The sequence below is a fragment of the Variovorax sp. PBS-H4 genome (genome assembly GCF_901827205.1).
Classification (GTDB): domain Bacteria; phylum Pseudomonadota; class Gammaproteobacteria; order Burkholderiales; family Burkholderiaceae_C; genus Variovorax.
Map to the genome: position 1 here is coordinate 2877982 of NZ_LR594675.1, position 25797 is coordinate 2903778.

Sequence of the window (25797 nt, forward strand, 5' to 3'; positions counted from 1 at the left end):
TGATTTCAATATCGACCTGTATGGCAACGACCTCCAGAGAGTCGGCGCTCAAGGAAGAACTTCAAAACAACAACGGAATTACGTATGACTTTCGATTTTGCAGACGTTCTCAAATTGGTCCTGTGGGTGTTCCTCGGGGCGCTGGCACTCGCACTCTTCATGGCGATCGGACTCGGCAAGACGGCGAAGGCTCGTTTAGGCGGGGCGCTGATGGTGTTGGCGTTCTTTGGGGCAATCACCGCTCTGGCTTACTACAAGCTCATTGCCGAGCCTCGGAAGTTTGCAGATGAAGAGGCGCGGAGGAAGGGGATACCGACTGCTGACGAATACAAGGAGCGCCATGCCAAGGCCAAGGCGTTGTTCGATGAGCGATGTAAGGCAGCGGGGGAGAAGATCTACCGAACTGTGGAGAACGTCGACGGGGTGTTCGTCATGAAGCCCCGCACGGAGCAACTCAACTATGGCCAGCAGCACAAGCTGGACGATCCCTACGGCTACGCGGGGACTGGTGAAGCCTATCTAAAGCTCTTTGTTCGTGGGAGGCCGACCGTTCCAGCAAGAACAGGAGAGTTGATTGATCCCGCTAACGTCGTGAGCTACAGATTTGTGGAGATCGCTGATGAAACAGGTAAAGGCTTTTATCGCTATACCACGCCCATGCCGAAGGACGAGAGCGAGCGCATTACGCGGAATGGCGGAGGCGTGGTGCCACTAGTCAGGACATCAGTCCTCACGCGTACAGCTAGATATGCAATCACGTGGGCCGATATTTCCACACATGAAGACCGAGATCACTGGATAGCCGGCAGCTCGCAGCAGGTTGTTGACTTAGCGACGAATGAGGTCATCGCAGAGCGAATCGGCTACATGTTCGATCGCGGCCTTGGTGACATATCTGGAGGTCGTTCGCCTTGGAGTGCGGCACGCAGCAACGCGTGCCCGCCACTCAATGAAAAAACCTTCTACTTTTTTGATCGTGTAATTCAACCTGCCCGGGAGGCAATCAAATGAGCAATGAGATCACAACATACCTGAAGTATGTCAATCTTCAAATGGCCGCCGAGGCGCTGTGGGATCGTGTAGATCCGGAAGGTGCACTTGGGCAACTGCAATATGGGAACAATCATTCCAGCAAATTCACCAAGACCCAGGCCCAACAGTTCATCGACGAAGGCTGGACAGTCGCCGAGCACAAGAGCAACACCTCGACAGGCTTCAGCGGAACCCTGTTCCGCAACAGCAACACCGGTGAATTGGTCCTGTCCTTCCGCAGCACCGAATTCGTCGACGACGCAGCCCGCGACAACCAGGCCACCAACAGCATGGAGATCAAGGAGAAGGGTTGGGCCTTCGGCCAGATTGCCGACATGAAGGCCTGGGTCGACAGCCTCTACGCCAGCAGCAAGATCACAGCCGACAAGCAACTCACCGTCACCGGCTACAGCCTCGGCGGCCACCTCGCCACCGCGTTCAACATGCTGTATGGCGGCGATGCCGACGCCACCTATACCTTCAACGGTGCAGGCGTCGGGCAGATGAAGCCCGGCCATAGCTTGGGCGATGTCATCGCCGAATTCCAGTCGTTGCGCACCTCCGGCAGCGGCTCAAGATTCACGACGCCGGAAGTCGCTGCGCTCTATCGGGAACTACGCTCCACCATCAACGGCCAGGCTACTCAAAGCCAGATCGATGCCGCATACGAGCGCGTGAGCGGACTCATCGACACCTACCAACCCGATCCGCAATCCGCGCCGATGGTGTCGCCCACCGAGCGCAACCAGGAACTCACATTGCTGCGCGATGCGCTCCATCGCACCGGGCTTGTGGTCGCCGAGGCTGTGCGCGTGCCCGATCTCGCTTCGCAGGGTGCATCGGAATCTCCGCTGGACATCAAGCCTGAACTGATCGACGGCGAGGCAATCATCGACGCCACGCGGCTGGACTACCAGTTGGCCGTACTCCTCGCGTCGAAGAACACTCAACCATCGGTCGGGGTTATTGGTGGCGGCGTGCAAGCGGTACTTGGCCGGGAGCAGGGTGCCTACACGCTGCCCAACTTCTACGACATCTACGGCGACACGGCCCCCTCGGCCGTCTCCAATTCACAGCTGCATTACGGCGCCGCGACGCCGATCTTCATCGAAGACCAACCGCTACTGCGTGGCACGGTGATCGGTGACGCAATCGCGGCCACCTTGCAGGCTCATCTTGACATCAAGTTGCTGGTGGATGGCTTCAGCAGCAACGACTTCGGCGACACCCACAGCCTGGTGCTACTCGTCGACTCACTGAGTGTCCAGAACACATTCGCTCAGCTTGATCCCACGCTCACGGCCGACAAGATGAGCGGCGTCTTGGCAACTGCCTCGAACCAGAAATCCGATTGGGCTCAGCGCACGCAAGGCAAGGCGGATGGCGATACGCTGGAGAGCCTCGTCAACGCGCTGGCGGACACTCTGGGGTTGGGTTGGACCGGAGAAGCCCGACTGGAAGGCGACCCCAGCGGCAACACCTGGGCGCGCCTCGAAGACCAGAACGGCTACAGCGGACGAATTACGTTCTACCAGCAACTGAAGCAACTCACCGACAGCGGCGTCTACCAATCATTGCAGGGGAAGGTGACGTTGGAGGAAGTGCCGTCAACCGGTGGCAGCTTTGCGTTGGGGCTTTCCCCGCGCCGCAGTCCCGACCAGACCTGGAATCCGCCATCGGGCACCGCCACCTGGACCAAGGGCAGCACCTGGGGCGTCTACGAGACAGGCAACACCTACGTGCTGGAGGGCGGAGCGTCCCTCACGCCGGACGACCAAGCCGACGTGGTCTACGCGGGCAATGGGCTTGACTACGTCTTTGGGGGCAGGGGCGACGGCCTTCTGGATGGGGAAGTCCAAACGCTAAGTCGCCGCCGCGCCCGCATTTGTAGCGTGATAGGTGCACGCCGAGCTTGCCCGCAAGTCAGGGGGACAAGCCATGCTTGAACTGGGTGTAGGCGCAGACATCTTGCGTGGTATTGGTTGGCTGTATATCGCCTTGGCGTGCGGTGCGCTCTACTTGGTGATTCGGCATGTCGAAGGCTGGCTGCTGAAGGCGTTGTGCATCGCCTTAGTAGTTGGAGTCTTCGGCTATGTTCCCGCAAAGGGAGCATGGGACACGAAGAGGCAGCGCGATAGGTACCAAGCAGCAAAGGCGCTGTTTGATGAACGATGCAAGACGGCGGGCGAGAGAGTTTATAGAACAGAGGTCGATATCAAGGGCGTCTATCTGATGCGACTGAGAGACCCAGCGGAAAGCGGATGGTTCGATCAGCAGTTCAATCAACATGATGTATTTACATCCGAAGACGGACACAGCGGGCAAGCGGGTGGATCTTCAATAAATTCCAAGACAAAGGAGCCTCCGCCCGATCCTTACATCCTTTCCTTCCTCAAGCCGAAGATCATTGATCCTCCGAGTCGGCAAACAATCCCAGACACCCTGGTTGGACGCTATGACTACGTGGAAGCAACGGATCCGCGTGATGGCAGGTTGTATCGCTATACGGCGCGGTCGGTTGCCCCTATCAAGCTACTGCCGGAGTATGGAGAGTGGGTCCGAGAGACCGAGCTCGTTCGTTCCGCTATCAGTAAGCGAACGGCTAAATATGGGGTGACTTGGAAAGACATTTCCGAGTCGACCGATCGCCAGCATTGGATCGCCGGCAGCGAAGTACGCATATTTGACTTGGACGCGAATGAATTGATCGCTGAACGAGCTGGCTATGTGATGGACTTTGCACAGGGCAGCAGGGCTGGAGCGAGATCACCGTGGCTTTTCGCAAAGTCCTGCGCTAACTACCAACCGGCAAAGCGGCATACGAGATTCTTTGTGGAGCAAGTCCTTAAACCAGTTGAAAGGGAGTAATCGTGAGTGCCAATGAAATTTCTGTCTATCTCAAGTACGCCAATCTCCAAATGGCGAGTGAAGCGCTGTACTCTTTTCGGGAGGGTCAGGCCGACGAAGAAGCGCTACCGGGGACAACTCGATCCTATGCAAGCCTATCCGCTGCTGATCTCATGGCGGGCAATGGTCGATCCAGTAAGTTCACATTGGAAGAGGCTCAAGAGTTTGTGAGGGACTGGGCTGTGGTCGAGCACATCAGCAACACCACCACGGGCTTTTCGGGAACCCTATTCCAGGCTCTTCGCACCGACGAATCCCGCGGCATTACCGCAGGTGAGTTGGTCATCTCCTTCCGCAGCACCGAGTTCATCGACGACGCAGCCCGCGACAACCAGGCCACCAACAGCTTGGAGATCAAGGAGAAAGGCTGGGCCTTCGGCCAGATCGATGACATGAAGACGTGGGTCGATACGCTCTACGCAAGCGGCAAGATTGCAGCCACCGAACCGCTCACCGTCACCGGCTACAGCCTCGGCGGCCACTTGGCTACAGCGTTCAATCTCCTGTATCCGAGTGCCGCCGCGTCGACTTACACCTTCAACGGCGCTGGCGTGGGTGCTCTCAAGAACGGGGCGAGCCTGAGCGGCGTTGTCGCCGAATTTCATCGTTTACGCGAGAACGCAGACGGCTCGCAGATCGCCTTCGGCGATTCCCTGGTTCAAGCCCGATACGTGGAGCTGCGAAGCAGCTTCGCTAGCGGCGTGATGCCCACTATCGACGACATCGCTTCGGTGCGCCTGCTGGCAGTGGGCAGCCCGACCGCCTTTGCCGACAGCGAAATGCTTGCCTCTGCGCTGGAGCGCGTTCGCTCCATCATGCAGGAGGCTGTCCGGGTTTCGACGCTCTCCGACCCATCCGGCAAACCGTTGGAGGTGAGCGGATCGAACATCGCAGCCACCGGCTTGGACTACCAGTTGGCTGTGCTGTTCGCATCGAAGAAGACCGAAGCCCAGTACGCGGACGTCGCACAGGGCGGTTGGGCAGCCTATGCGGGACGCCATTTGGCGACAGGAGCGCCCTGGTCTAACTTTCATGACCTCTACGGCGCCAACGCGCCGTCTGCCGTTTCGAACTCGCAGCTTCACTATGGCCAAGACGTTCCCATCTTCATCGAAGACCAACCGCTCTTTCGCGGCAACGTGCTGTTCAGCGCTCTGGGTGCCAGTGCTTTGAATGCGGAAGCCAAATTGCTGGTGAACAACTTCGGCGCCAACGACTTCGGCGACACGCATAGCCTGGTGCTGCTCGTCGACTCCCTGAGCGTACAGAACACGCTCGCGCAAATCGATCCGACCCTTACGCAAGCGACGCTGAATGCCATCTTCGCTGCCGCATCAGCAATAAAGGCCGAGGCCAGTCTTGGCTTCCAGGGCAAGGCGGAAGGCGATGTTTTAGAGAACGTCATCAAGAGCCTGGCCGCCATGTTCGACGTGAACATCGCATCCATGGCCGCCAGACTCGATGGTGGCACATGGGCCAATGCCGATGATCGCGCCGTGTTTCACCGAAACCTCAAGACCATTTCCAGCAAAGTTGCGGAACTGGACATCGGGGAACAGGCGGTCATTCGCGCGTCCGGCTCAGACCTTCAAGTAGCGGCCCGCACCGACTTTGGCGCAGTCGCGGCGCTGATCGAGCTCTCGCCCTTCTGGATCGCAGGCAAGGATGCGGCCACCAAGGCAACACTGGAGACTGTGTGGGAGTTCGTGCACGGCGAAGACTTCCTCGCATGGCAGGAAGACAAGAGTGCGGCGGTACCAACCACCTTCACGAACGAGTGGATCGCAGACCGTGCAACGATGTTGGGGCTGGTTGTCCAACGCAACGCCAGCAATACGCAAGGCGTGCTTCCTGGTAGCGAGAACCTTCGCTATTACGACGCTGCCAGCGACACTCAGATCCTGGTCGGTTCAGGTAGCTCGCAGCGCAAGCAGTTTTTCTTTGGCGGGGACGAGGCCGACACTGTGAGTGGCCAAGGATTCGGCGACCATCTCTATGGCGGCGCAGGCGCCGACACTCTGAGTGGCCTGGGCGGCGACGACTACCTGCAGGGCGATGCCGGCAACGACACCCTCGAAGGCGGCATCGGCAACGACACCCTCGTCGGCGGCACCGGAGCCGACACCTACCGCTTCGAAGGCACCTTCGGCAAAGACACCCTCCGAGACAGCGACGGCCTCGGCAGCATCGTCCTCGACGACCAAACCCTCACCGGCGGCGCAGGCACCGGCAAGCGCAACACCTGGTGTAGCGAGGACCCCGCCGGGAACCGCATCGACTACCTCGTCCAGGACGATGCCGCATCCGCCACCGGCAAGACCCTCCTCGTCTCCAGGCAAGGCGACAGCGCCCACACCATCACCCTGCGCGACTTTGACCTGGACCAGGCCCGCTCGGACGCCGGCTATTTGGGCATGCGGCTGCAAGGCCCGCGCCTCGTCCTGCAGCAGGCCGGTGGCGGCAACCCCTTTGCCGACCCCCACTTCGAGCCCGAGCAGGGCACCAGCCGCATCGAGGAAGGCGGCGCGGCCGGCTACGTCCTGTACCTCGACCAAGCCGCCTCGGCAGGCGACACCCTCACCTTGAGCCTGTCCGCCCTGGCCGGCCAGTTCCAACTGCTCCACGGCGGCACATCGATCCCTGCCGCCGGGGCCGTCATCACCCTCGTCGAAGGGCAAAGCGAAGTTCACTTCGCGCTCATGCAGCAGGGAGAGATCTCGGCCGATGCCTTGGCACAACTGTCGGCCACCTACCGCGGCGGCAGCGTCACCGCCGACTCCAATGCATGGGAACTCACCGTCGAGGACGCGGGCGAGCAGGCGCGGACCTATCTGGGCGACCAGCATCCGTCCCTGAGCGAAGGCGGCTTCTACGACTGGAGTTCCGTCCACTGGGCATCCGACGGAACCCTCGAAGGCGGTGTGGCCGATGCGGGCTTCAACGACGTCATCGTCGGCCAGGCGGACAACAACCGCATCGAGGGGCTCGGCGGCAACGATGCCCTGGACGGCGCAGGCGGCAACGATGTCGTCGACGGCGGGGAAGGGGACGACCTGCTCGCGGGCGGCGCCGGCAGCGATCTCATTCGTGGGGGCGGTGGCAACGACTGGATCCTGAGCGCCCATGCGTTGGGGCTTTCCCCGCGCCGCAGTCCCGACCAGACCTGGAATCCGCCAGCGGGCACCGCCACCTGGACCAAGGGCAGCACCTGGGGCGTCTACGAGACAGGCAACACCTACGTGCTGGAGGGCGGAGCGTCCCTCACGCCGGACGACAAGGCAGACGTGGTCTTCGCGGGCGATGGGCATGACTACGTCATTGGGGGCCGAGGCAACGATCATCTGGACGGGCAAGCCGGCGACGACATCTTGTGGGGCAATGGCGGCGCCGACGTTCTCGCCGGATCGGCGGGCAACGACTGGCTGATGGGGGACGGGCTCGCGGAGGCGGGCCATGTCAACAGCACGCCAGAGGCGCTGCACGGCAACGATGTTCTCGACGGCGGCGACGGCAACGACCATCTGCTGGGCGACGGCGGCGAGGATGCCTTGTATGGCGGTGCCGGCGAAGACACCCTTCGCGGTGATCGTCCCGAATTCGAACTCGCCGGCACGGCGCACGGCGAGGACTATCTCGACGGCCAGGACGGCAATGACATCCTCCTGGGCGGAGGAAAGGGCGACGCCTTGTACGGCGGCGCCGGCAACGATCGCATGTGGGGCGATGACGAGAACGAGGACCAGCTCCCCGGCACGTTTCATGGCAGCGACTTCCTGGACGGCGAGGCCGGTGACGACCAACTGGTGGGGGGTGGCGCGGACGACACCTTGATCGGCGCAGCGGGCGCCGACCTCATGCTGGGCGATGATCGCGAGGCCAACCTGGCAGGCCGCTTCCACGGTGCGGATTGGCTGGAGGGCGGGAGCGGCGACGACACGCTCATTGGTGGCGGAGGCAACGACATACTGTTCGGCGGCCAGGACGACGACATCCTCGTTGGCGACGACCAGGGCCAGGACCTTCTTGCCGCCGAATTCCACGGCAACGATGAACTTGACGGCGAGGAAGGCGACGACCAGCTGACCGGCGGCGGCAAGGACGACACTCTCCTGGGCGGAGCCGGCAACGACTTCCTCCGCGGCGATGACGACGTCATGGAACAACTCGCCGCGCAATGGCACGGCAACGATCTCCTGGACGGAGGCGACGGCGACGACATTCTGCTGGGCGACGGCGGCGACGACATTCTCCGGGGTGGCGCTGGTGACGACTGGCTCGCCGGTGAAGATCAAGCCAGCACCGACGCGGCCACCAGGCTCATTGGAGACGACCAGCTCGATGGCGGCGACGGCGCCGACACCCTCATCGGCGGCGCCGGGAACGACCTGCTCGACGGCGGCAGCGGCAACGATTCCCTCCATGGCGGCGCCGGCAACGACACCCTCGACGGCGGCGCCGGGGCCGACTGGATGTCCGGCGGCGCCGGTGACGACATCTTCCGCGTTGCGCTGTCCGACAACGACACCGTGGGCGACTTCGGGCGCGGCACCGATCGCATCGTGCTGCAAGGCGCCTTGCCCCAGGACCTCACCGTGACCGCCGCCGGCGCCACCCTGCATCTCCAGGGCAGCGGCGGCGCCCTCGTGCTTGAGAACTGCCTTCGCAATGGCGACACGCAAGCCGGCATCGAGTTTGCCGACGGCACCGTCTGGCGCCGATCCGATCTCATCAGCCGTCTGGACCTGGACATCCCCAGCCAGGCATGGCTGGACCATGCCGAACTTCTGGTCGCGCAGCCGGAAGGCGGTCGCCTGGTCGGCGATATCGGCAGTAGCGTCATGGTCGGGCGCGAAGGCCACGATGTCTTCGAGGATCTTGGAGGCGACGATTTCTTCTATGGCGGGGCCGGAGGTGACCTCCTGCATGGCGAGAATGGCAATGACCTGCTCGATGGCGGCACCGGTAGCGATGTACTTCTGGGCGGGCCGGGCAGCGACGTTCTTCTGGGGGGAGAGGGTGACGACGCGCTCGTCGCCGTAGGGCAGACCTCGCATGTCCAGATCTACGACGACCCTTCCACCGAGGTCGACATCCTGGATGGCGGACCGGGCAATGACAACCTCCTCGGAGGATGGGGAGGCATGGGCGGCGACCACAGCATCTACCTCTTCGGCTATGGGGACGGCCGCGACACCATCAGCGGCGGTACGGACAACCTCATCCGCTTCAAGCCCGGCGTATCTCCCGAAGACGTTGTCATCTTCTGCAATCAAGGCCGCGTCGTCTACTGGTTGAGCGCTGCCGATCAGATCTCGGAATCTCAATCCACATGGCAGACGGGGCACATCGAATTTGCCGACGGGACCGTGTGGGACCGCGCCGAGATCGATGCCCGGACGATGGACACGGCGCTCGAGTTGGCCGGTCCGCGCACACTGCAGCTGCATGTCCACGAGGGACAGGGGTTTCAGATGGACCTGCCCGAAGGCTTCTTTGCTCCCGGCTCCCGCAGCGGACAGGTGTCCTACGCCACCGCGGATGGACTGCCCGGGATCACCGTCGATCCGCACACAGGCTCGATCTCCGCTACCTCCGAGCTCTTCAGCGGCAACTTATGGTTCTGGGCCGAACCCTGGATAACGATCACGGCCACCGATGAACTCGGCGCCCGCCAAACCATCGAGGTCGGGGTGTGGCTGCAGAGGCCTGACGCCAGCTTCGGTTCCGTCATTGTCGGTACGCGCGACGCCGACTGGCTATGGACGTCCGACGGCGACGATGTCGTATACGGCGGTGCGGGCAACGATGACTATGTCTTCCGGCCCGGGGACGGTCACGACATCATCGAGGAGGGCAACCCGCTCGCAACCGCCGACTTCGATGTTGTGACCTTCCAGGGCCCGCTAATGCCCGCAGACGTCGCCGTCCGACGGGAAGGTGCCGATCTCGTGCTGGTGTACGGGGCGGGAGACAGCGTCACCGTCAGGCGCTGGTTCGAATCTGCGTCGAACCGGATCGAGGAGGTTCAATTCGCCGACGGCACCGCGTGGAACGTGGTGCAACTCCAGGCCCTTGCCGAATGGCGCCCGCCGATCGTCGGCACGCCGGCCAACGACACCTTGAACGGCACCTCCGGTAACGACACGCTAGAGGGGCTTGCCGGTAACGACACGCTCGACGGAAAAGCCGGTGCGGACGTGATGGCCGGTGGCCTCGGCAACGACATCTACTACGTCGACAACAACGCCGACGTGGTGACCGAGCTGGCCGACGAAGGCATCGACGCGGTCCGCACCAACATCAGCCACACGCTGGCGGCCAACGTCGAGGGCCTGATGCTCAACACGACGACAGACATCAACGGCACGGGCAATACGCTCGACAATGTTCTGTACGCCGGCGCGGGCAACAACGTGCTCGACGGCCAGGGCGGCAGCGACTACGTGTCCTACATCTATGCCGGCTCCGCCGTGAACGTCAGCCTGGCGGCCACCGGCGCGCAGGCCACGGGCGGCAGCGGCTTCGACACGCTGTGGAACATCGAGAACCTCTACGGCAGCAACTACGACGATGTCCTGATCGGCAGCCCCATTGCCAACATGCTCAACGGCGGGATCGGCGCGGACACCCTGAGGGGCGGCGCGGGCAACGACATCTACTACGTCGACAACAGCGCCGACGTGGTGACCGAGCTGGCCAATGAAGGCACGGACCTCGTGCTAGGCACTATCAGCTACACGCTCTCGGCCAACGTCGAGAACCTCACCTTGACCGGCACGGCGGCCATCGATGCCACCGGCAACGAACTGGACAACCTGCTGACCGGCAATGCCGCGAACAACACCTTGAGCGGTGGTTCAGGCAACGACACGCTCAACGGGAGCGCCGGTGCCGACACCATGACGGGCGGCGTGGGCAACGACATCTACTTCGTCGACAACACCGCCGACGCAGTGATCGAGCTGGCAGGCGAAGGCACCGACACGGTTCGCACCACCATCACCCACACGCTGGCGGCCAATGTCGAGAACCTGATGCTCAACTCGACAGCGGCCATTGACGGCACCGGCAATGCGCTGGGCAACGTTCTGTACGCCGGGGCCGGCAACAACGTGCTCGATGGTCTGGGGGGCAACGACTGGGTCTCGTATGTCTATTCCGGCTCCGCGGTGACCGTCAGCCTGGCGGCCAACGGGGCGCAAGCCACGGGCGGCTCCGGCACCGACACGCTGCGCAACGTCGAGTACCTTTTCGGCAGCAACTACAACGACATCCTGACCGGCAGCAGCACGACCAATGCACTCAGCGGCGGGCTCGGCGACGATACGCTGATCGGCGGCCAGGGAGCGGACACGCTCATCGGCGGCACGGGCAACGACACCTACCGCTACCGCTCGGGCGACGGCAACGACACGGTGTCGGAAGCAGGCGGCGACGACACGGTGGAACTGCTGGACCTCAACCCGGGTGACGTGCGCATCGTGCAGGGCCTCAACGGAAACCTCGACCTGATCGTCGATGCACTCACCGGCCAGACCATCACGCTGGACCTGAATCTGGTGTCCCCCGGCTGGTCGGCAGACGGCTCGCAAGTGGAGCATCTGCGCTTCGCCGACGGGACGGTGTGGAACAGCGAGCAGATGCGTGCCGCCGCGGAGCTGGAAAGAAGCGTGAGCCTCATGGTGCAGGCGATGGCCACCTTCGCGGTGCCGGCGCCCGGCCTGGTGACTTCGACGTCATTGGATGATCAATCCAGGCTAGCGCCTGTACTTGCCGCCAGCTGGGGCTAGGCGCTGAGCAAAGGGGCGGCGCTGGCGTTCCTTGAGAACCCCGGGGAGTCGCACCCGGATCAGACCAACGTCGCCCGTCGCACCGCCAGCTCCCACCGCGCCATCTTCTCCTCGGCCTTCTCCCGGCTCAGCGTGGGCAGGAAGCGCCGCTCCACGCGCCACTGCTTCGACAACTCGCCGACATCGCGGTACACGCCGGTCGACAGGCCGGCGAGGTACGCAGCGCCGAGCGCCGTGGTCTCGATGACCTCCGGCCGCACCACCGGAATGCCCAGCAGATCCGCCTGGAACTGCATCAGCAGGTCGTTGACGGCCGCGCCGCCATCCACCCGCAGCTCGGCCACCGGCGCACCTCCGGCAGCGACGGCATCGCGGCTCATCGCCTGCAGCAGCGCGGCGCTTTGGTAGGCGATGCTCTCCAGTGCCGCGCGCGCAATGTGCGCCACCGCGGTGCCGCGCGTCAGGCCTGTGATGGTGCCGCGCGCGTCGGCGTTCCAGTAGGGCGCGCCCAGCCCCGTGAAGGCCGGCACCATCATCACGCCGCCGGCATCGGGCACGCTCTCGGCCAGCGCTTGGACTTGCGCGCTGCCCTGGATGGCCTTCAACCCGTCGCGCAGCCACTGCACCACCGCGCCGCCGACGAAGACGCTGCCCTCCATCGCATACTGCGGCGGCATGCCGGTCGTCTGCGCGGCACTGGTCACGAGCAGGCCGTTGTGCGAAGGCTGGAAGGCGCCGCCCGTGTGCATCAGCAGAAAGCAACCGGTGCCGTAGGTGTTCTTGGCCATGCCGGCCTCGAAGCAGGCCTGGCCGAAGAGGGCGCTCTGCTGGTCGCCGGCCACGCCGCCGATAGGCAAGGGGCGATCGAAGAGACCGGCATCGGTGTCGGCGAAATGCGTGCTCGATGGCTTGACCTCGGGCATCAGCGAGGCGGGGATGTCCAGCGCCTTCAGCAGGTCGGCATCCCACCGATGCGTGTGCACGTTGAAGAGCATTGTGCGCGAGGCATTGGTGACGTCGCTCACATGCAGCTTGCCGCCGGTCAGCTGCCAGATCAGCCAGCTGTCGACGGTGCCGAAAGCCAGCTCGCCGCGGTCGGCCGCTGCGCGCGCTCCGGGCACGTTGTCGAGCAGCCAGCGCAGCTTGGTGCCGGAGAAGTAGGCGTCGATCACCAGCCCCGTCTTCTCCTGGATGGTGTCGGCCATGCCGTCCTCGCGCAGCTTGGCGCACAGCGGCTCGGCGCGCCGGTCCTGCCAGACGATGGCGTGATGCACGGGCTGCCCGGTCTTCCGGTTCCACAGCACGGTGGTCTCGCGCTGGTTGGTGATGCCGATCGCGTGGATGTCGCTCGCCGTGAGCCTGGCCTTGGCCAGCACCTCGTGCGCGGTGGCGAGCTGGCTCTGCCAGATCTCCAGCGGGTCATGCTCGACCCAGCCGGGCTGCGGGTAGATCTGCGTGAGCTCCTTCTGGGCGAGGGCGACGATGCGCCCCTCGCCGTCGAACACGATGCTGCGGGAGCTGGAGGTGCCCTGGTCGAGGGCGAGCAGGTAGGTCATGTGAAAACCTCGTGGATCAGTGTTCGCGCGCGATCTCGCAACGGACCTGTGCGCGCTCGAGCAACTCGGGGAACGGCGGCGGCGGCTCGGCGTCGGTGAACAGGCAGTCGATCTGCGACAGCGTGGCCAGCTCGATCATGGCAGGGCGGTTGAACTTGCTCGCGTCGGCCGCGAGCCAGACCTCGCGTGCTTGCGCAATGATGGTCTGCGCCACCTTCACCTCGCGCAGGTCGAAGTCGCGCAGCGTGCCGTCGGCCTCGATGCTGGAGACGCCGATCAGCGCGATGTCGACCTTGAACTGGCGGATGAAGTCGACCGTGGCCTCGCCCACGATCGCGCGATCGCGCAGCCGCACCGAGCCGCCGGCCACGATCACTTCGCAGTTCGGGTTGTCGCTGAGGATCGTCGCCACGTTGAGGTTGTTGGTGATCACGCGCAGCCCGGTGTGCTGCAGCAAGGCCTTGGCGATGGCCTCGGTGGTGGTGCCGATGTTGAGGATCAGCGAGCAGTCGTTCGGCACCCGCGCGGCCACGGCGCGCGCGATGCGGGCCTTGCCCTCGGCATGCAGGTTCTCGCGCTGCCGGTAGCCGATGTTCTCGGTGGTCGAGCTCGGCACCCGCACGCCCCCATGAAAACGCCTGAGCAGTCCCTCGTCGGCCAGGCGCTGCACGTCGCGGCGCACCGTCTGGAGGGTCACGCCGAGCATGTCCGCCAGCTGCTCGACCGTGACCGAGCCGCGCGTGCGCACGGTGTTGAGGAGCTTGAGTTGTCGGGGATTCGAATTCACGCGAAATGGAACAGAGCGCAGGGCGCGCTACTTTAGAACGAAAGAAAACGAATGCGCCAAGGGTTAACGAGGAGGAAAATCGCGCTTTAAGGAACCAAAATGAAAAAAACCGAAAACGCTCCAGGCGAAATTCGCACAATCAAAACCCAGACCGTGAGCGCCACCCCCTTATCCCCGCCGGCCACCGAGGCCGCCTGCGACGTGCTGATCGTCGGGGGCGGCATCAACGGCTGCGGCATCGCACGCGACCTGGCCGGCCGCGGCTGGCGCGTGCTGCTGTGCGAGAAGGACGATCTCGCGGCGCACACGTCTTCCTCGTCCACCAAGTTGATCCACGGCGGGCTGCGCTACCTCGAGTACTACGAGTTCTCGCTGGTGCGCAAGGCGCTGCAGGAGCGCGAGGTGCTGCTGCGCAGCGCGCCGCACATCATGTGGCCGTTGCGCTTCGTGATGCCGCACGACCCTTCCATGCGGCCGGCCTGGATGGTGCGCATCGGGCTCTTCCTGTACGACCACCTGGCCCGGCGCGAGGTGCTGCCGGGCTCGCGTTCGGTGGACCTGCGCGCGCACGCCGCCGGCGCGCCGCTCAAGCCGCGGTTCAAGCGCGGCTTCGTGTATTCGGATGGCTGGGTCGACGATGCGCGGCTCGTGGTGCTGAACGCCCTGGACGCGCGAGCCAAGGGTGCGGAGGTGCTGACGCGCACGCGCTGCCTCGGCGCGCAGCGCGATGCCGAGGGCTGGACCGCGGTGCTCGAAGGCCCGGCCGGGCGCCGCACGGTACGCGCCCGCGCGGTGGTCAATGCGGCGGGACCCTGGGCCGAGTCCTTTCTGCGCGGCGTCGCGCGGTCCGCGCAGGGCGAGGCGCTGGCCACGCGGCACCTGCGCCTGGTCAAGGGCAGCCACATCGTGGTGCCGCGCCTCTTCACCCACGACCACGCCTACATCTTCCAGAACCCCGACAAGCGCATCATCTTCGCGATCCCCTACCAGGATGCCTTCACGCTGATCGGCACGACCGACATCGAGTTGAGCGGCGACGACCCCGGCGCGGCACGCATCGGCGCGGACGAGATCGACTATCTCTGCACCCAGGCCAGCCGCTATCTGGAGAAGCCGGTCGTGCCGGCGGACGTGGTCTGGACCTACTCCGGCGTACGCCCACTGCTCGACGATGCCTCGGGCGACCCTTCGGCGGTCACGCGCGACTACATGCTCGAATCGAACACCACCGCGGCGCCGCTGCTGTCGGTGTGGGGCGGCAAGATCACGACCTTTCGCAAGCTTTCCGAGGATGCGGCCGACGAGGTGGGCCGGATGCTCGGCGAATCGCGCCCGGCCTGGACCGAGGGTGCCTTCCTCGCAGGCGGCGACCTGTCTGGCTGGATCGGTGCCGCCACTCGGCCCGACGAGGACTTCGAGCGCTTCGTCACCGCTGTCCGTGCAAAGCACCCCTGGCTCGATGGCACTTTGGCGCGCCGGCTCGCGCGCGCCTACGGCGACCGCATCGCGGCCGTGATCGTGGATGCGCAATCGATGAACGACATGGGCGAAGCGGTCGCGCCCGGCCTGCACGAGCGCGAGCTGCGCTACCTGCAGGACGAGGAATGGGCGTGCAGTGGCGAGGACGTGCTGTGGCGGCGCTCCAAGCTGGGCCTGCACTACACCCCGGAAGAACGCGAACGGGTCGGTGCCTGGATGCAGCAGCAGGCCTCCACCCCCAGCCAGCACGAAGGAGTTGCATGCAGTTGACACTGGAGCGCGTCACCAAGAAGGTGGGTGCGCAGACCTGGCTCTACGAGCAGAGCATCGCGCCGAGGCACGGCGCCGTGACGGTGCTGCTCGGCGCCACGCAGGCCGGCAAGACCAGCCTGATGCGGCTGATGGCGGGGCTCGACACGCCCACGTCGGGCCTGATCCTGGTCGACGGCAAGAACGTGACCGGCGTGCCGGTGCGCGAGCGCAACGTGGCGATGGTGTACCAGCAGTTCATCAACTACCCGTCGCTGAGGGTCGCCGAGAACATCGGGTCGCCGCTGAAGCTGCGCGGCGAGAAGAACATCGAGGCACGGGTGCGCGAACTGGCCGACAAGCTGAGCATCGGCATGTTCCTCGACCGCTACCCGGCCGAGCTCTCCGGCGGCCAGCAGCAGCGCGTGGCGCTGGCGCGCGCACTGGCCAAGGAAGCGCCGCTGGTGCTGCTCGACGAGCCCCTGGTCAACCTGGACTACAAGCTGCGCGAAGGCCTGCGCGAGGAGCTGACGCAGCTCTTTGCCACCGGCGACTCCACCGTGATCTACGCCACGACGGAGCCCGGCGAGGCATTGCTGCTCGGCGGCTACACCGCGGTGATGGATGCGGGCGAACTGCTGCAGTACGGGCCGACCGCCGAGGTCTTCCACGCGCCCCAGTCGCTGCGCGTGGCGCGTGCCTTCAGCGACCCGCCGATGAACCTGCTGGCCGGGCGCGTGGCAGCCGGCGGCGTCCAGCTGGCCGGAGGCCCGCTGGTGCCGGTCGCGCTGCCGGCCCAAGTCGATGGCGCCGTCACCGTCGGCCTGCGTGCCAGTGCGCTGCACGTGCGCCCCGGCGACGGTGGAATCGCCATTCCCGGCAAGGTCGAGTTGGCCGAGATCTCCGGCTCCGACACCTTCGTGCATGTCGAGACGCTGGTAGGCGACCTAGTGGCCCAGCTCACGGGCGTGCACCGCTTCGAGCTCGGGGCCGCCATCACGCTCCACTTTGCAGCCGCGCAGGCCTATGTGTTCGACACCGCCGAACGGCTGGCGCTGGCGCCCGCCTGGCGCAGGGGAAGCTGACGTGGCACGCATCGACCTCGACCTGGCCCATGCCTACCGGCCCAACCCCAAGCAGGACAGCGACTATGCGCTGCTGCCGCTCAAGATGAGCTTCCGCGACGGCGGCGCCTATGCCTTGCTCGGCCCCTCGGGCTGCGGCAAGACCACCATGCTCAACATCATCTCGGGCCTGCTGGTTCCCTCGCGCGGCACCGTCAGCTTCGACGGGCGCGATGTCACGCACGCGTCGCCGCAGGAGCGCAACATTGCCCAGGTGTTCCAGTTCCCCGTGATCTACGACACCATGACCGTGGCCGAGAACCTCGCCTTTCCCCTGCGCAACCGCAAGCTGCCCGCCGAGCAGATCAGGAAGCGCGTGGGCGAGATCGCCGAGATGCTCGACATGAGCGGCCAGCTGAACCAGCGCGCCGCCGGGCTCGCAGCCGATGCCAAGCAGAAGATCTCGCTGGGCCGCGGGCTGGTGCGCAGCGACGTGTCGGCCGTGCTCTTCGACGAGCCGCTGACGGTGATCGATCCCAACCTCAAGTGGCAGTTGCGGCGCAAGCTCAAGCAGATTCATCGCGAGCTCAAGCTCACGCTGATCTATGTCACGCACGACCAGGTCGAAGCGCTCACCTTTGCGGAGGAGGTGATGGTCATGACACGCGGCAAGGCCGTGCAGGTGGGCAGCGCCGATGCGCTGTTCGAGCGGCCGGCCCACACCTTCGTCGGCCATTTCATCGGCTCGCCGGGCATGAACTTCCTGCCGGTGCAAAGCAGCGGACGGTCGCTCGAGATCGCCGGCATGCGGCTGACGACCCCGCGCACGCTGCCCGAGGGCGCGCTCACGCTCGGCATCCGCCCCGAGTACGTCACGCTGGCCGAGCCCAACGCGGCCGGTGCCCTGGCGGCCAGCGTGGTGCAGCTGCAGGACGTGGGCACGCACCAAATGCTCACGGCGCGGGCAGGGGAGAGCGTGATCAAGGCACGGCTTCCATCCGACGTGCAGGTGCCGTCGATCGGCGCGCCGGTCTGGCTGAAGGTGGTGGACACGCACACCTGCTTCTATCGTGATGAGGAGCTCGTGGCATGAACGCAGCGCAGAACCGCTTCAAGCAAGCTCCCGCCCCCTTGGGGGGCAGCGAGGACACGAAGTGCCGAGCGTGGGGGCAGATATGAACGGAACGAACAAGCCCATCAACCAGAAGGCCTGGTGGCTGGTGTTGCCGGTGCTGCTGTGCGTGGCCTTTTCGGCCATCGTGCCGCTGATGACGGTGGTCAACTACTCGGTGCAGGACATCATCTCGCCCGAGCGCCGCGTGTTCGTCGGCACCGAGTGGTTCGCCTCGGTGATGCGCGACGACGAGCTGCACGGGGCGCTGTGGCGCCAGCTCGGCTTCTCGCTGGCGGTGCTGCTGGTCGAGATCCCGCTCGGCATCTGCCTGGCGCTCTCGATGCCCTCGACCGGGTGGAAGTCGTCCGCCGTGCTGGTGATCGTCGCGCTGTCGCTGCTGATCCCCTGGAACGTGGTCGGCACCATCTGGCAGATCTACGGCCGCGCCGACATCGGCCTGCTCGGCTGGACCCTGCAGAGGCTGGGCATCGACTACAACTACACCGGCAGCGCGACCGACGCCTGGATCACGGTGCTGGTGATGGACGTCTGGCATTGGACGCCGCTGGTGGCCTTGCTGTGCTTTGCGGGGCTGCGCTCCATCCCCGACGCGTACTACCAGGCCGCGCGCATCGACGGCGCCAGCCGCTTCGCCGTATTCCGCTACATCCAGCTGCCCAAGATGCGCGGCGTGCTGATGATCGCGGTGCTGCTGCGCTTCATGGACAGCTTCATGATCTACACCGAGCCATTCGTGCTGACGGGCGGCGGGCCGGGCAACGCCACCACCTTCCTGAGCCAGTACCTCACGCAGAAGGCCGTCGGCCAGTTCGACCTGGGCCCGGCGGCGGCGTTCTCGCTGATCTACTTCCTGATCATCCTGCTGTTCTGCTTCGTGCTCTACAACTGGATGCAGCGGGTCGGGACGCAGACCGTGGAGGAGCCGAAATGAGCGCCGATATGAACGAGCGACGCTTCCGCAAGCGCAGCATCTTCCTGCTGCTGTACATCCTGTTCGCCCTGTTGCCCATCTACTGGATGATCAACATGAGCTTCAAGACCAACGAGGAGATCCTTTCGAGCTTCTCCTTCTTTCCGCAGCAGTTCACCTGGGCCAACTACGCGCGCATCTTCACCGACGAGTCGTGGTACTCGGGCTACATCAACAGCCTGATCTACGTGGGCATCAACACGGTGGTGTCGCTCACGGTGGCGTTGCCGGCAGCCTATGCCTTCTCGCGCTATTCCTTTCTCGGCGACAAGCACGTCTTCTTCTGGCTGCTGACCAACCGCATGACGCCGCCGGCCGTGTTCCTGCTGCCTTTCTTCCAGCTCTACACCACCGTCGGGCTGATGGACACGCACCTGGGCGTCGCGCTGGCGCACCTGCTCTTCAACGTGCCGCTGGCGGTGTGGATCCTGGAAGGCTTCATGAGTGGTATCCCGCGCGAGATCGATGAGACGGCCTACATCGACGGCTACTCCTTCCCGCGCTTCTTCCTCACCATCTTCCTGCCGCTGATCAAGGCGGGCGTGGGCGTTGCGGCCTTCTTCTGCTTCATGTTCAGCTGGGTCGAGCTGCTGCTGGCGCGCACGCTGACCAGCGTGAACGCCAAGCCCATCGTGGCAACGATGACGCGGACGGTGAGTGCGTCCGGCATGGACTGGGCGACGCTGGCGGCCGCCGGCGTGCTCACGATCGTGCCCGGCGCGATCGTGATCTGGTTCGTGCGGCACTACATCGCGAAAGGGTTCGCGATGGGGCGTGTCTAGAGGAGACGGAGATGCTCGAATGGATGGTCTGGACCACCCCGGTGGCCGTGTTCTTCAGCTGCATCGCGCTGATGCTCGTCGCCATGACCGTGTGGGAAGTCAAGTCGCCCACCACCTTGCGCCGCGGTTGGCTGCCGATGGAAACCACGCGCGGCGACCGGCTCTTCATCGGCCTGCTGATCGCGGCCTATATCAACCTGGTCTTCATCGGCATCGCGGGCAAGCTCCAGGAGTGGCTGTCGCTGGAGGCCGAACCGTCGATCTGGATCAGCTTCGTGCTGTCGATGCTCGTACTCGGGCTTGTCATGCGCAAGGGCTGAGGCACGACTTGTTTCCACGCTCTCCGGCTCTTCGCTTTCCCGGGGCCGGGATCTGCACAACACCGGGAAGCACCTAGAGGAGACATCCATGAAGATTCGCTACACAGCGCTGGCACTGGCAGCGGCGGCGCTTGCCATGCAGAGCGCCTCGGCCGGCGAGGCCGAGGCCAAGAAGTGGATCGACAGCGAATTCCAGCCGTCGACCCTGAACAAGGACCAGCAGACCGCGGAGATGAAGTGGTTCATCGATGCCGCGAAGAAGCTGCAGGCCAAGGGGGTGCGTGAGATCTCGGTGGTGTCGGAAACCATCACGACGCACGAGTACGAGTCGAAGACCCTGGCCAAGGCCTTCGAGGAGATCACCGGCATCAAGGTCAAGCACGACATCATCCAGGAAGGCGACGTGGTCGAGAAGCTGCAGACGTCGATGCAGTCGGGCAAGTCGATCTACGACGGCTGGATCTCCGACTCCGACCTGATCGGCACCCACTACCGCTACGGCAAGATCATGTCCCTCACGGACTACATGGCCAACGCCGGCAAGGAATGGACCAATCCGGGGCTCGACGTCAAGGACTTCATCGGCACCAGCTTCACGACCGCACCGGACGGCCAGCTCTACCAGCTGCCCGACCAGCAGTTCGCCAACCTGTACTGGTTTCGCGCCGACCTGTTCGCGCGCCAGGACTTCAAGGACAAGTTCAAGGCCAAGTACGGCTACGAACTGGGTGTGCCGCTGAACTGGAGCGCCTACGAGGACATCGCGGAGTTCTTCAGTACCGACGTGAAGACCATCGATGGCAAGCCGATCTACGGGCACATGGACTACGGCAAGAAGGACCCCTCGCTGGGCTGGCGCTTCACCGACGCGTGGCTGTCCATGGCCGGCACCGCCGACAAGGGCATTCCCAATGGCATGCCGATCGACGAATGGGGCATCAAGGTCGCTGCCGACAAGTGCACGCCCGTGGGCGCCAGCGTGGCACGGGGGGGCGCGACCAATTCGCCGGCCGCCGTCTATGCGCTCACCAAGTACATCGACTGGATGAAGAAGTACGCGCCCAAGGAAGCCACCGGCATGACCTTCGGCGAGGCCGGCCCGGTGCCGGCGCAGGGCCAGATCGCTCAGCAGATCTTTTGGTACACCGCCTTCACGGCCGACATGACCAAGCCGGGCCTGCCGGTGGTGAACGCCGACGGATCACCGAAGTGGCGCATGGCGCCCGGCCCCAACGGCCCGTACTGGAAGCAGGGCATGCAGAACGGCTACCAGGACGTGGGCTCGTGGACCTTCTTCAAGGCCCATGATCCCAACAAGACGGCGGCGGCATGGCTCTACGCGCAGTTTGTGACATCCAAGACCGTCTCGGCCAAGAAGAGCGTGGTGGGCCTGACCTTCATCCGCGAGAGCGACATCCGCCATGACTACTTCACGCAGAACGCCAACAAGTACGGCGGCCTGATCGAGTTCTACCGCAGCCCGGCGCGCGTGGCCTGGACGCCCACCGGCACCAACGTGCCCGACTATCCGAAGCTCGCGCAGCTGTGGTGGAAGAACGTGGCCGAGGCAGTGACCGGCGAGAAGACGCCGCAGAAGGCGATGGACAACCTGGCCGAGGAAATGGACAACGTCATGGGCCGGCTGGAGCGTGCGGGCATGGCCAAGTGCGCGCCCAAGCTCGCGCCGAAGGGCGATCCCAACAAGATGCTGAGCGACGAGCACGCGCCTTGGAAGAAGCTGGCCAACGAGAAGCCCAAGGGCGAGACCATCGATTACGAGAAGCTGCTGACGGCCTGGAAGGAAGGCAAGGTACGCTGAGCGTCCGCGCGGACCTGCAGGGTTGCCGTGCTGCGGGCATGGCAGCCCTTTTTCATTGGAGGACTCGGTGTTCGGTCAGGCGACCGCGCGCTGCAGGTTGACGCGAGCTTGCGCTTCAAGGCGCGCACGGATCGACGGCGTGAGATAGAGCGAGTTGCGTGCCAGGAAGCTGCCGAGGATCTGGCGGCGCCGCGGCTCGAAGACCTCGGGCGGCACATGCGCATACTCGAAGCGGATCTGCTGCTCGTACTCGGCGAAGCGCGGCGCCGGTGCGCCGAGGATCGATAGATCGATGTCGACCAGCAATTGCGCATCGGCTTCCTGGGGCTGCGCCTGGTGGCGCGTCGCCATCACGAGTGCATGCACGCGCTGCGCCGCGTGGGCATCGGCGCCCGCATCGCGCAGGGCTTGCAGGGCCCAGTCTGCGCTGCGTTCCTCGTTGTCGTGGCGGTGCACGTCGTAGATGGCGTCGTGGAACCACAGCGCCAGCGCAATCTCGGCTGGGCGATTCGCCTGGCGGGCTTGGCGTGCGAGTGCTTCGAGGCATTCGTCCAGGTGCTGGAGCGTGTGATAGGCGCGATGCGGCTCGCTGTACCGCGCGATCAGCCCATCGAAAAGCGCATCGCCGGGCGGCTGCACGCCGAGGCCCTGCCAGGCATCCAGCCATGCAACGTGGCGCGCATCGGCTTGCATCAGTCGTCCATCGCCGCGTGGACTTCGCGTCCCAGATCGATCACCGACATCGCGTAGTAGCTGCTCCAGTTGTAGCGCGTGATCACGTAGAAGTTCTGTGTGCCGGCCACATAGGTGGGTGCCTCGTCGCCGTTCTGCAGTTCGATGAGCGCCAGCAATCCCTTGTGCCGCAGCGCCTCGCCCTCGAGCAGGGCGCCGCCGGCCACGAAGGCGTCGGCGCTGAAGGTGGGGAGGATGTCGGGCGCCAGCAGCACGTCTTTCTTGAGCCGCGCCGGATCGAAGCTCACCGGGTAGCTGGGCGACATGCCGGGCTGCCAGCCGAACGCCTTGAAGTAGCTGGCCACCGAGCCGATCACGTCGGCCGGGTTGTTGACCAGGTCGATGCGGCCGTCGCCATCGAAGTCGATCGCGTACTTGGCGATGCTGCTGGGCATGAACTGGGGCATGCCCATCGCGCCGGCATAGCTGCCTACCGGAACCATCGGGTCTTCGGCGGTGCGGCTTTCGGTGCTGAGAAAGCTTTCGAGTTCGCTGCGGAAGAATGCCTGGCGTTCGGCCGCGCGCGGATGGGCCTGCGGAAAGTCGAAGGCCAGCGTGGCGAGCGCGTCGATCACGCGGAAGTTGCCCATGTTGCGCCCGTAGATGGTCTCGACCCCGACGATGCCGACGATGATTTCTGCCGGCACGCCGTACTCGGCCTCGGCGCGTGCCAGCGTGGCGGCATTGGCGCGCCAGAAGCGCACGCCCGCGCCGATGCGCACCGGGTCGATGAAGCGGCTGCGGTAGACCCGCCAGTTCTTCGCCGTGCCGCGTGGCGCCGGCACCATCAACCGCGGCACATTAGGCAAGAAGCGCGCGTTGCCGATGGTGGCGCGCACCCATGCGCGATCAAGATTGCGCCGTGCGGCAACGTCATCGGCGAATTGCATCGCGTCGGGGCGTGTGGCGTACGGTGTTTCGCCGCGCACCACTTTCTGGGCGGAAGCAGGGAGTGAGGGGAGGGCAGCGCCCAGCAGGACGAAGGCCAGCGAGAAAACGGTCGGGAGAAGGCGTCGCATGGGTTTCGATTGTGCCGCCCATGGGCTGTCGCGTGTTCACACGCCAGGCCTGGCGGGCGCGAAGGTCTCCGTCGCTGGATGCGCGCCCGGCATGCGGTGCGGTCCGGTCGACCCCACCGCGGCGGCCTTCGGGACTTTCCTGCGGTGCTCGCCTTCAACTCCGGCGCGGCCAGACCAGATGGCGGAACTCGGCGCGCAAGGCGGCCAGCGTCAGGCCGGACGCAGCGGCGGCGTAACGCTGCGCCTCCAGCCGTAGCAGCCACTCTTGCGCAGGTTGTGAGCCGTTGCCGAAACGCTCGGCAAGCTGCTTCGCCATCTGGCGCGGCGGCGTGCCCTCGGGCAGTTCGATGCCGGCCTGCGCGAGCCGCATGCGTGCCTGGCCCAGCAGCCGGAGCCAGGGGTCGTGCTGGCTGCGTTCCCACAAGGTCCAGCCGGCGCCCGCCAGGCTGGCCACGACCAGCAGTGCCAGCAGCACGCTCGCGAGGTCCTGCAGGCTTGGCGCGTCGAAGCCCAGCTTCTTCAGCATGTCCAGCTGGCGGCTCTGCGTGTAGCTGAGCACCCACTGGTTCCAGCCGTTGTTCAGCGCTTCCCAGGCCGCGCGCAGGTTCTGGGCCAGGGTGGGGCTCATGGCGTCCACCGCCCCGCCGAAGAAGCCCGGCTGCGGAACCAGGCGCTGGAACTGGCCGACGCGGTCGGGCGAGATCGCGCCGGTCGGATCGACGCGCACCCAGCCGGTGTTCTCCTCCCACACCTCCGCCCATGCATGAGCGTCGCTGTGGCGCAGCGTCCAGAAGTGGTCGACGCCGTTGAGCTCGCCGCCCTGGTAGCCCGTCACGATGCGGGCCGGGATGTCGAGCGCACGCATCAGCACCACGAAGGCCGAGGCGATGTGCTCGCAGAAGCCCGCTTTCCTGTCGAACCAGAATTCGTCCGCCGTCTCGTTGCCGTAGGCGCCGGGCTCCAGCGTGTAGCTATAGCCGCCGGTGCGCAAGCGGCGCAGCGCGGCCTGCACGAAGGCGCCGGTGTTCGCGCCCGCAAGGACGGGATCGCTCTTCATCTGCGCGGCCAGCGCAACGGTTCGTGGGTTGGAGCCCGCAGGCAACGCCACGTAGGGGCGCAGGGCGACGCCGCGCCGCTGCGGGCCGCTCTGGAACTGCGTGTAGCTCTCGGCGCGGTAGCGCACCAGGTCGCTGATCGGCCGGCTTGCCAGCCATTGCAGGTCGGCCGTGCCGAAGACCTCGTAGCCCGGCAGCTCGGGCTTTTGCGGCGTGGCGTCGAGCGTCAGCAGCCAGGGCCGGTTGCTGGGCTCCAGCGTGACCTGGTAGCCGATGGGCTCGCCCTGCACGCGCACGTTCGGCGCGCCGCGCGTGAGCAGCGGCGAGGCCGTCCACTCGCGGCCATCGAAGCGCGACAGCACCGGGCCACGGAAATACAGGTCGCGTTGCGCCGGCACACGGTCGCCGTCGAACTTGATGCGCGCGGCGATCCCGTCATCGAGCGCGAGCTGCGCAATACTGCCCACGCGCATCGTGTTCGACAGGCCGCTGCGGCCGACCATGGCATCGCTGGGTGTGCCCCACAGCGGCGCCATGCGCGGGAAGAGCAGGAACAGCACCAGCATGATCGGCGCGCCGAGCAACGCCATCCACCCGGCGGTGCGCGCCGCCTGCATCAGCGGCGGCCGGCCCACCGGCATGTGGGCGTTGACCAGTGCGGTCAGCAGGCCCAGCAGTGCCAGCAGCATGGCGAAGGCGGTGGGCAACGCCTGCGAATAGAAGAAGTTCGTGAGCATCGTGAAGAAGCCCAGGAAGAAAACCACGAAGGCATCGCGGCGTGCGCGAAGCTCGAGGGTCTTGAGCGCCAGCAGGATCACGATCAGCGTGACGCCCGCGTCACGGCCGAGCACGGTTCGGTAGGTGGCGTAGGTGGCGAGCAGCGTGACCGCGAGCAGGCCGGCGCGCCACCACTTGCTGGGAAGCGGACGAGCCTGCACCGCCAGGCTGCCCCGCCAGAGCAGCACCGCGGCCGCGAGGGTGCTGCACCACCAGGGGATGTTCCGCAGCTGGGGGAGGAGGATGAGCGCGATCACGCCCAGCAGGAAGAGCGTGTCCCTGGCTTCGCGGGGGAGGGACTGGAGCCTGGCTGCGAGCTTCATG

General features: G+C 65.2%; 16 protein-coding genes. 11 read left to right on the forward strand and 5 right to left on the reverse strand.

Features of this window, described 5'->3' with window-relative positions; all coding sequences use genetic code 11:
- Nucleotides 1-84: 84 nt before the first annotated feature.
- From E5CHR_RS13515 to E5CHR_RS31975, 4 genes are all read left to right on the forward strand, one after another.
- The gene (locus tag E5CHR_RS13515; protein WP_162580325.1) at nt 85-1011 is read left to right on the forward strand and encodes a hypothetical protein; all 927 of its coding nucleotides are present in this window, start codon (nt 85-87) and stop codon (nt 1009-1011) included.
- A complete protein-coding gene (locus E5CHR_RS13520) occupies nt 1008-2978 on the forward strand; it encodes a hypothetical protein (protein WP_162580326.1) in 1971 nt (656 codons plus the stop codon). The genes E5CHR_RS13515 and E5CHR_RS13520 overlap by 4 nt, the downstream gene beginning before the upstream one ends.
- Complete coding sequence (locus E5CHR_RS13525) at nt 2971-3900, forward strand: hypothetical protein (RefSeq protein WP_162580327.1); 930 nt, start codon at nt 2971-2973, stop codon at nt 3898-3900. The genes E5CHR_RS13520 and E5CHR_RS13525 overlap by 8 nt, the downstream gene beginning before the upstream one ends.
- Before the next feature lie 221 nt (nt 3901-4121).
- On the forward strand, nt 4122-11729 hold the full coding sequence (locus E5CHR_RS31975) for a calcium-binding protein (RefSeq protein ID WP_162580328.1): 7608 nt from the start codon (nt 4122-4124) through the stop codon (nt 11727-11729).
- Nucleotides 11730-11788: 59 nt separating this feature from the next.
- On the opposite strand, the gene glpK is transcribed toward E5CHR_RS31975, so the two are convergent.
- Nucleotides 11789-13285: a glycerol kinase GlpK gene (gene glpK, locus E5CHR_RS13595; RefSeq protein WP_162580329.1), complete on the reverse strand. Its 1497-nt coding sequence runs from the start codon at nt 13283-13285 to the stop codon at nt 11789-11791.
- 16 nt (nt 13286-13301) lie between these two features.
- A complete protein-coding gene (locus tag E5CHR_RS13600) occupies nt 13302-14072 on the reverse strand; it encodes a DeoR/GlpR family DNA-binding transcription regulator (RefSeq protein ID WP_162580330.1) in 771 nt (256 codons plus the stop codon).
- A 99-nt stretch (nt 14073-14171) separates the two neighbouring features.
- Here E5CHR_RS13600 and glpD point away from each other — a divergent pair, with 99 nt between their 5' ends.
- From glpD to E5CHR_RS13635, 7 genes are all read left to right on the forward strand, one after another.
- Nucleotides 14172-15821, forward strand: coding sequence for a glycerol-3-phosphate dehydrogenase (glpD, locus tag E5CHR_RS13605; RefSeq protein ID WP_162580331.1), 1650 nt, complete (start codon nt 14172-14174; stop codon nt 15819-15821).
- Nucleotides 15812-16885 (forward strand): ABC transporter ATP-binding protein, encoded by a 1074-nt coding sequence (locus E5CHR_RS13610; protein ID WP_162580332.1) that lies wholly within the window; start codon nt 15812-15814, stop codon nt 16883-16885. The genes glpD and E5CHR_RS13610 overlap by 10 nt, the downstream gene beginning before the upstream one ends.
- Before the next feature lies 1 nt (nt 16886).
- Nucleotides 16887-17957, forward strand: coding sequence for an ABC transporter ATP-binding protein (locus E5CHR_RS13615; RefSeq protein WP_162580333.1), 1071 nt, complete (start codon nt 16887-16889; stop codon nt 17955-17957).
- 82 nt (nt 17958-18039) lie between these two features.
- Nucleotides 18040-18930, forward strand: a complete 891-nt coding sequence (locus E5CHR_RS13620; RefSeq protein WP_162580334.1) for a carbohydrate ABC transporter permease — start codon at nt 18040-18042, stop codon at nt 18928-18930.
- An 8-nt stretch (nt 18931-18938) separates the two neighbouring features.
- Entirely contained in the window at nt 18939-19751 is an 813-nt protein-coding gene (locus E5CHR_RS13625) for a carbohydrate ABC transporter permease (protein ID WP_162583712.1), read from the forward strand.
- Nucleotides 19752-19762: 11 nt separating this feature from the next.
- Complete coding sequence (locus tag E5CHR_RS13630; RefSeq protein ID WP_162580335.1) at nt 19763-20071, forward strand: DUF2160 domain-containing protein; 309 nt, start codon at nt 19763-19765, stop codon at nt 20069-20071.
- A gap of 88 nt (nt 20072-20159) precedes the next feature.
- On the forward strand, nt 20160-21890 hold the full coding sequence (locus tag E5CHR_RS13635) for an ABC transporter substrate-binding protein (RefSeq protein WP_162580336.1): 1731 nt from the start codon (nt 20160-20162) through the stop codon (nt 21888-21890).
- Nucleotides 21891-21965: 75 nt separating this feature from the next.
- On the opposite strand, the gene E5CHR_RS13640 is transcribed toward E5CHR_RS13635, so the two are convergent.
- The 3 genes from E5CHR_RS13640 to E5CHR_RS13650 form a co-directional block, all read right to left on the reverse strand.
- The gene (locus E5CHR_RS13640) at nt 21966-22583 is read right to left on the reverse strand and encodes an HD domain-containing protein (protein WP_162580337.1); all 618 of its coding nucleotides are present in this window, start codon (nt 22581-22583) and stop codon (nt 21966-21968) included.
- Nucleotides 22583-23641 (reverse strand): lytic murein transglycosylase B, encoded by a 1059-nt coding sequence (mltB, locus tag E5CHR_RS13645; protein WP_162580338.1) that lies wholly within the window; start codon nt 23639-23641, stop codon nt 22583-22585. The genes E5CHR_RS13640 and mltB overlap by 1 nt, the downstream gene beginning before the upstream one ends.
- Before the next feature lie 154 nt (nt 23642-23795).
- Entirely contained in the window at nt 23796-25796 is a 2001-nt protein-coding gene (locus tag E5CHR_RS13650; protein ID WP_162580339.1) for a transglutaminase family protein, read from the reverse strand.
- Nucleotide 25797: the final 1 nt, after the last annotated feature.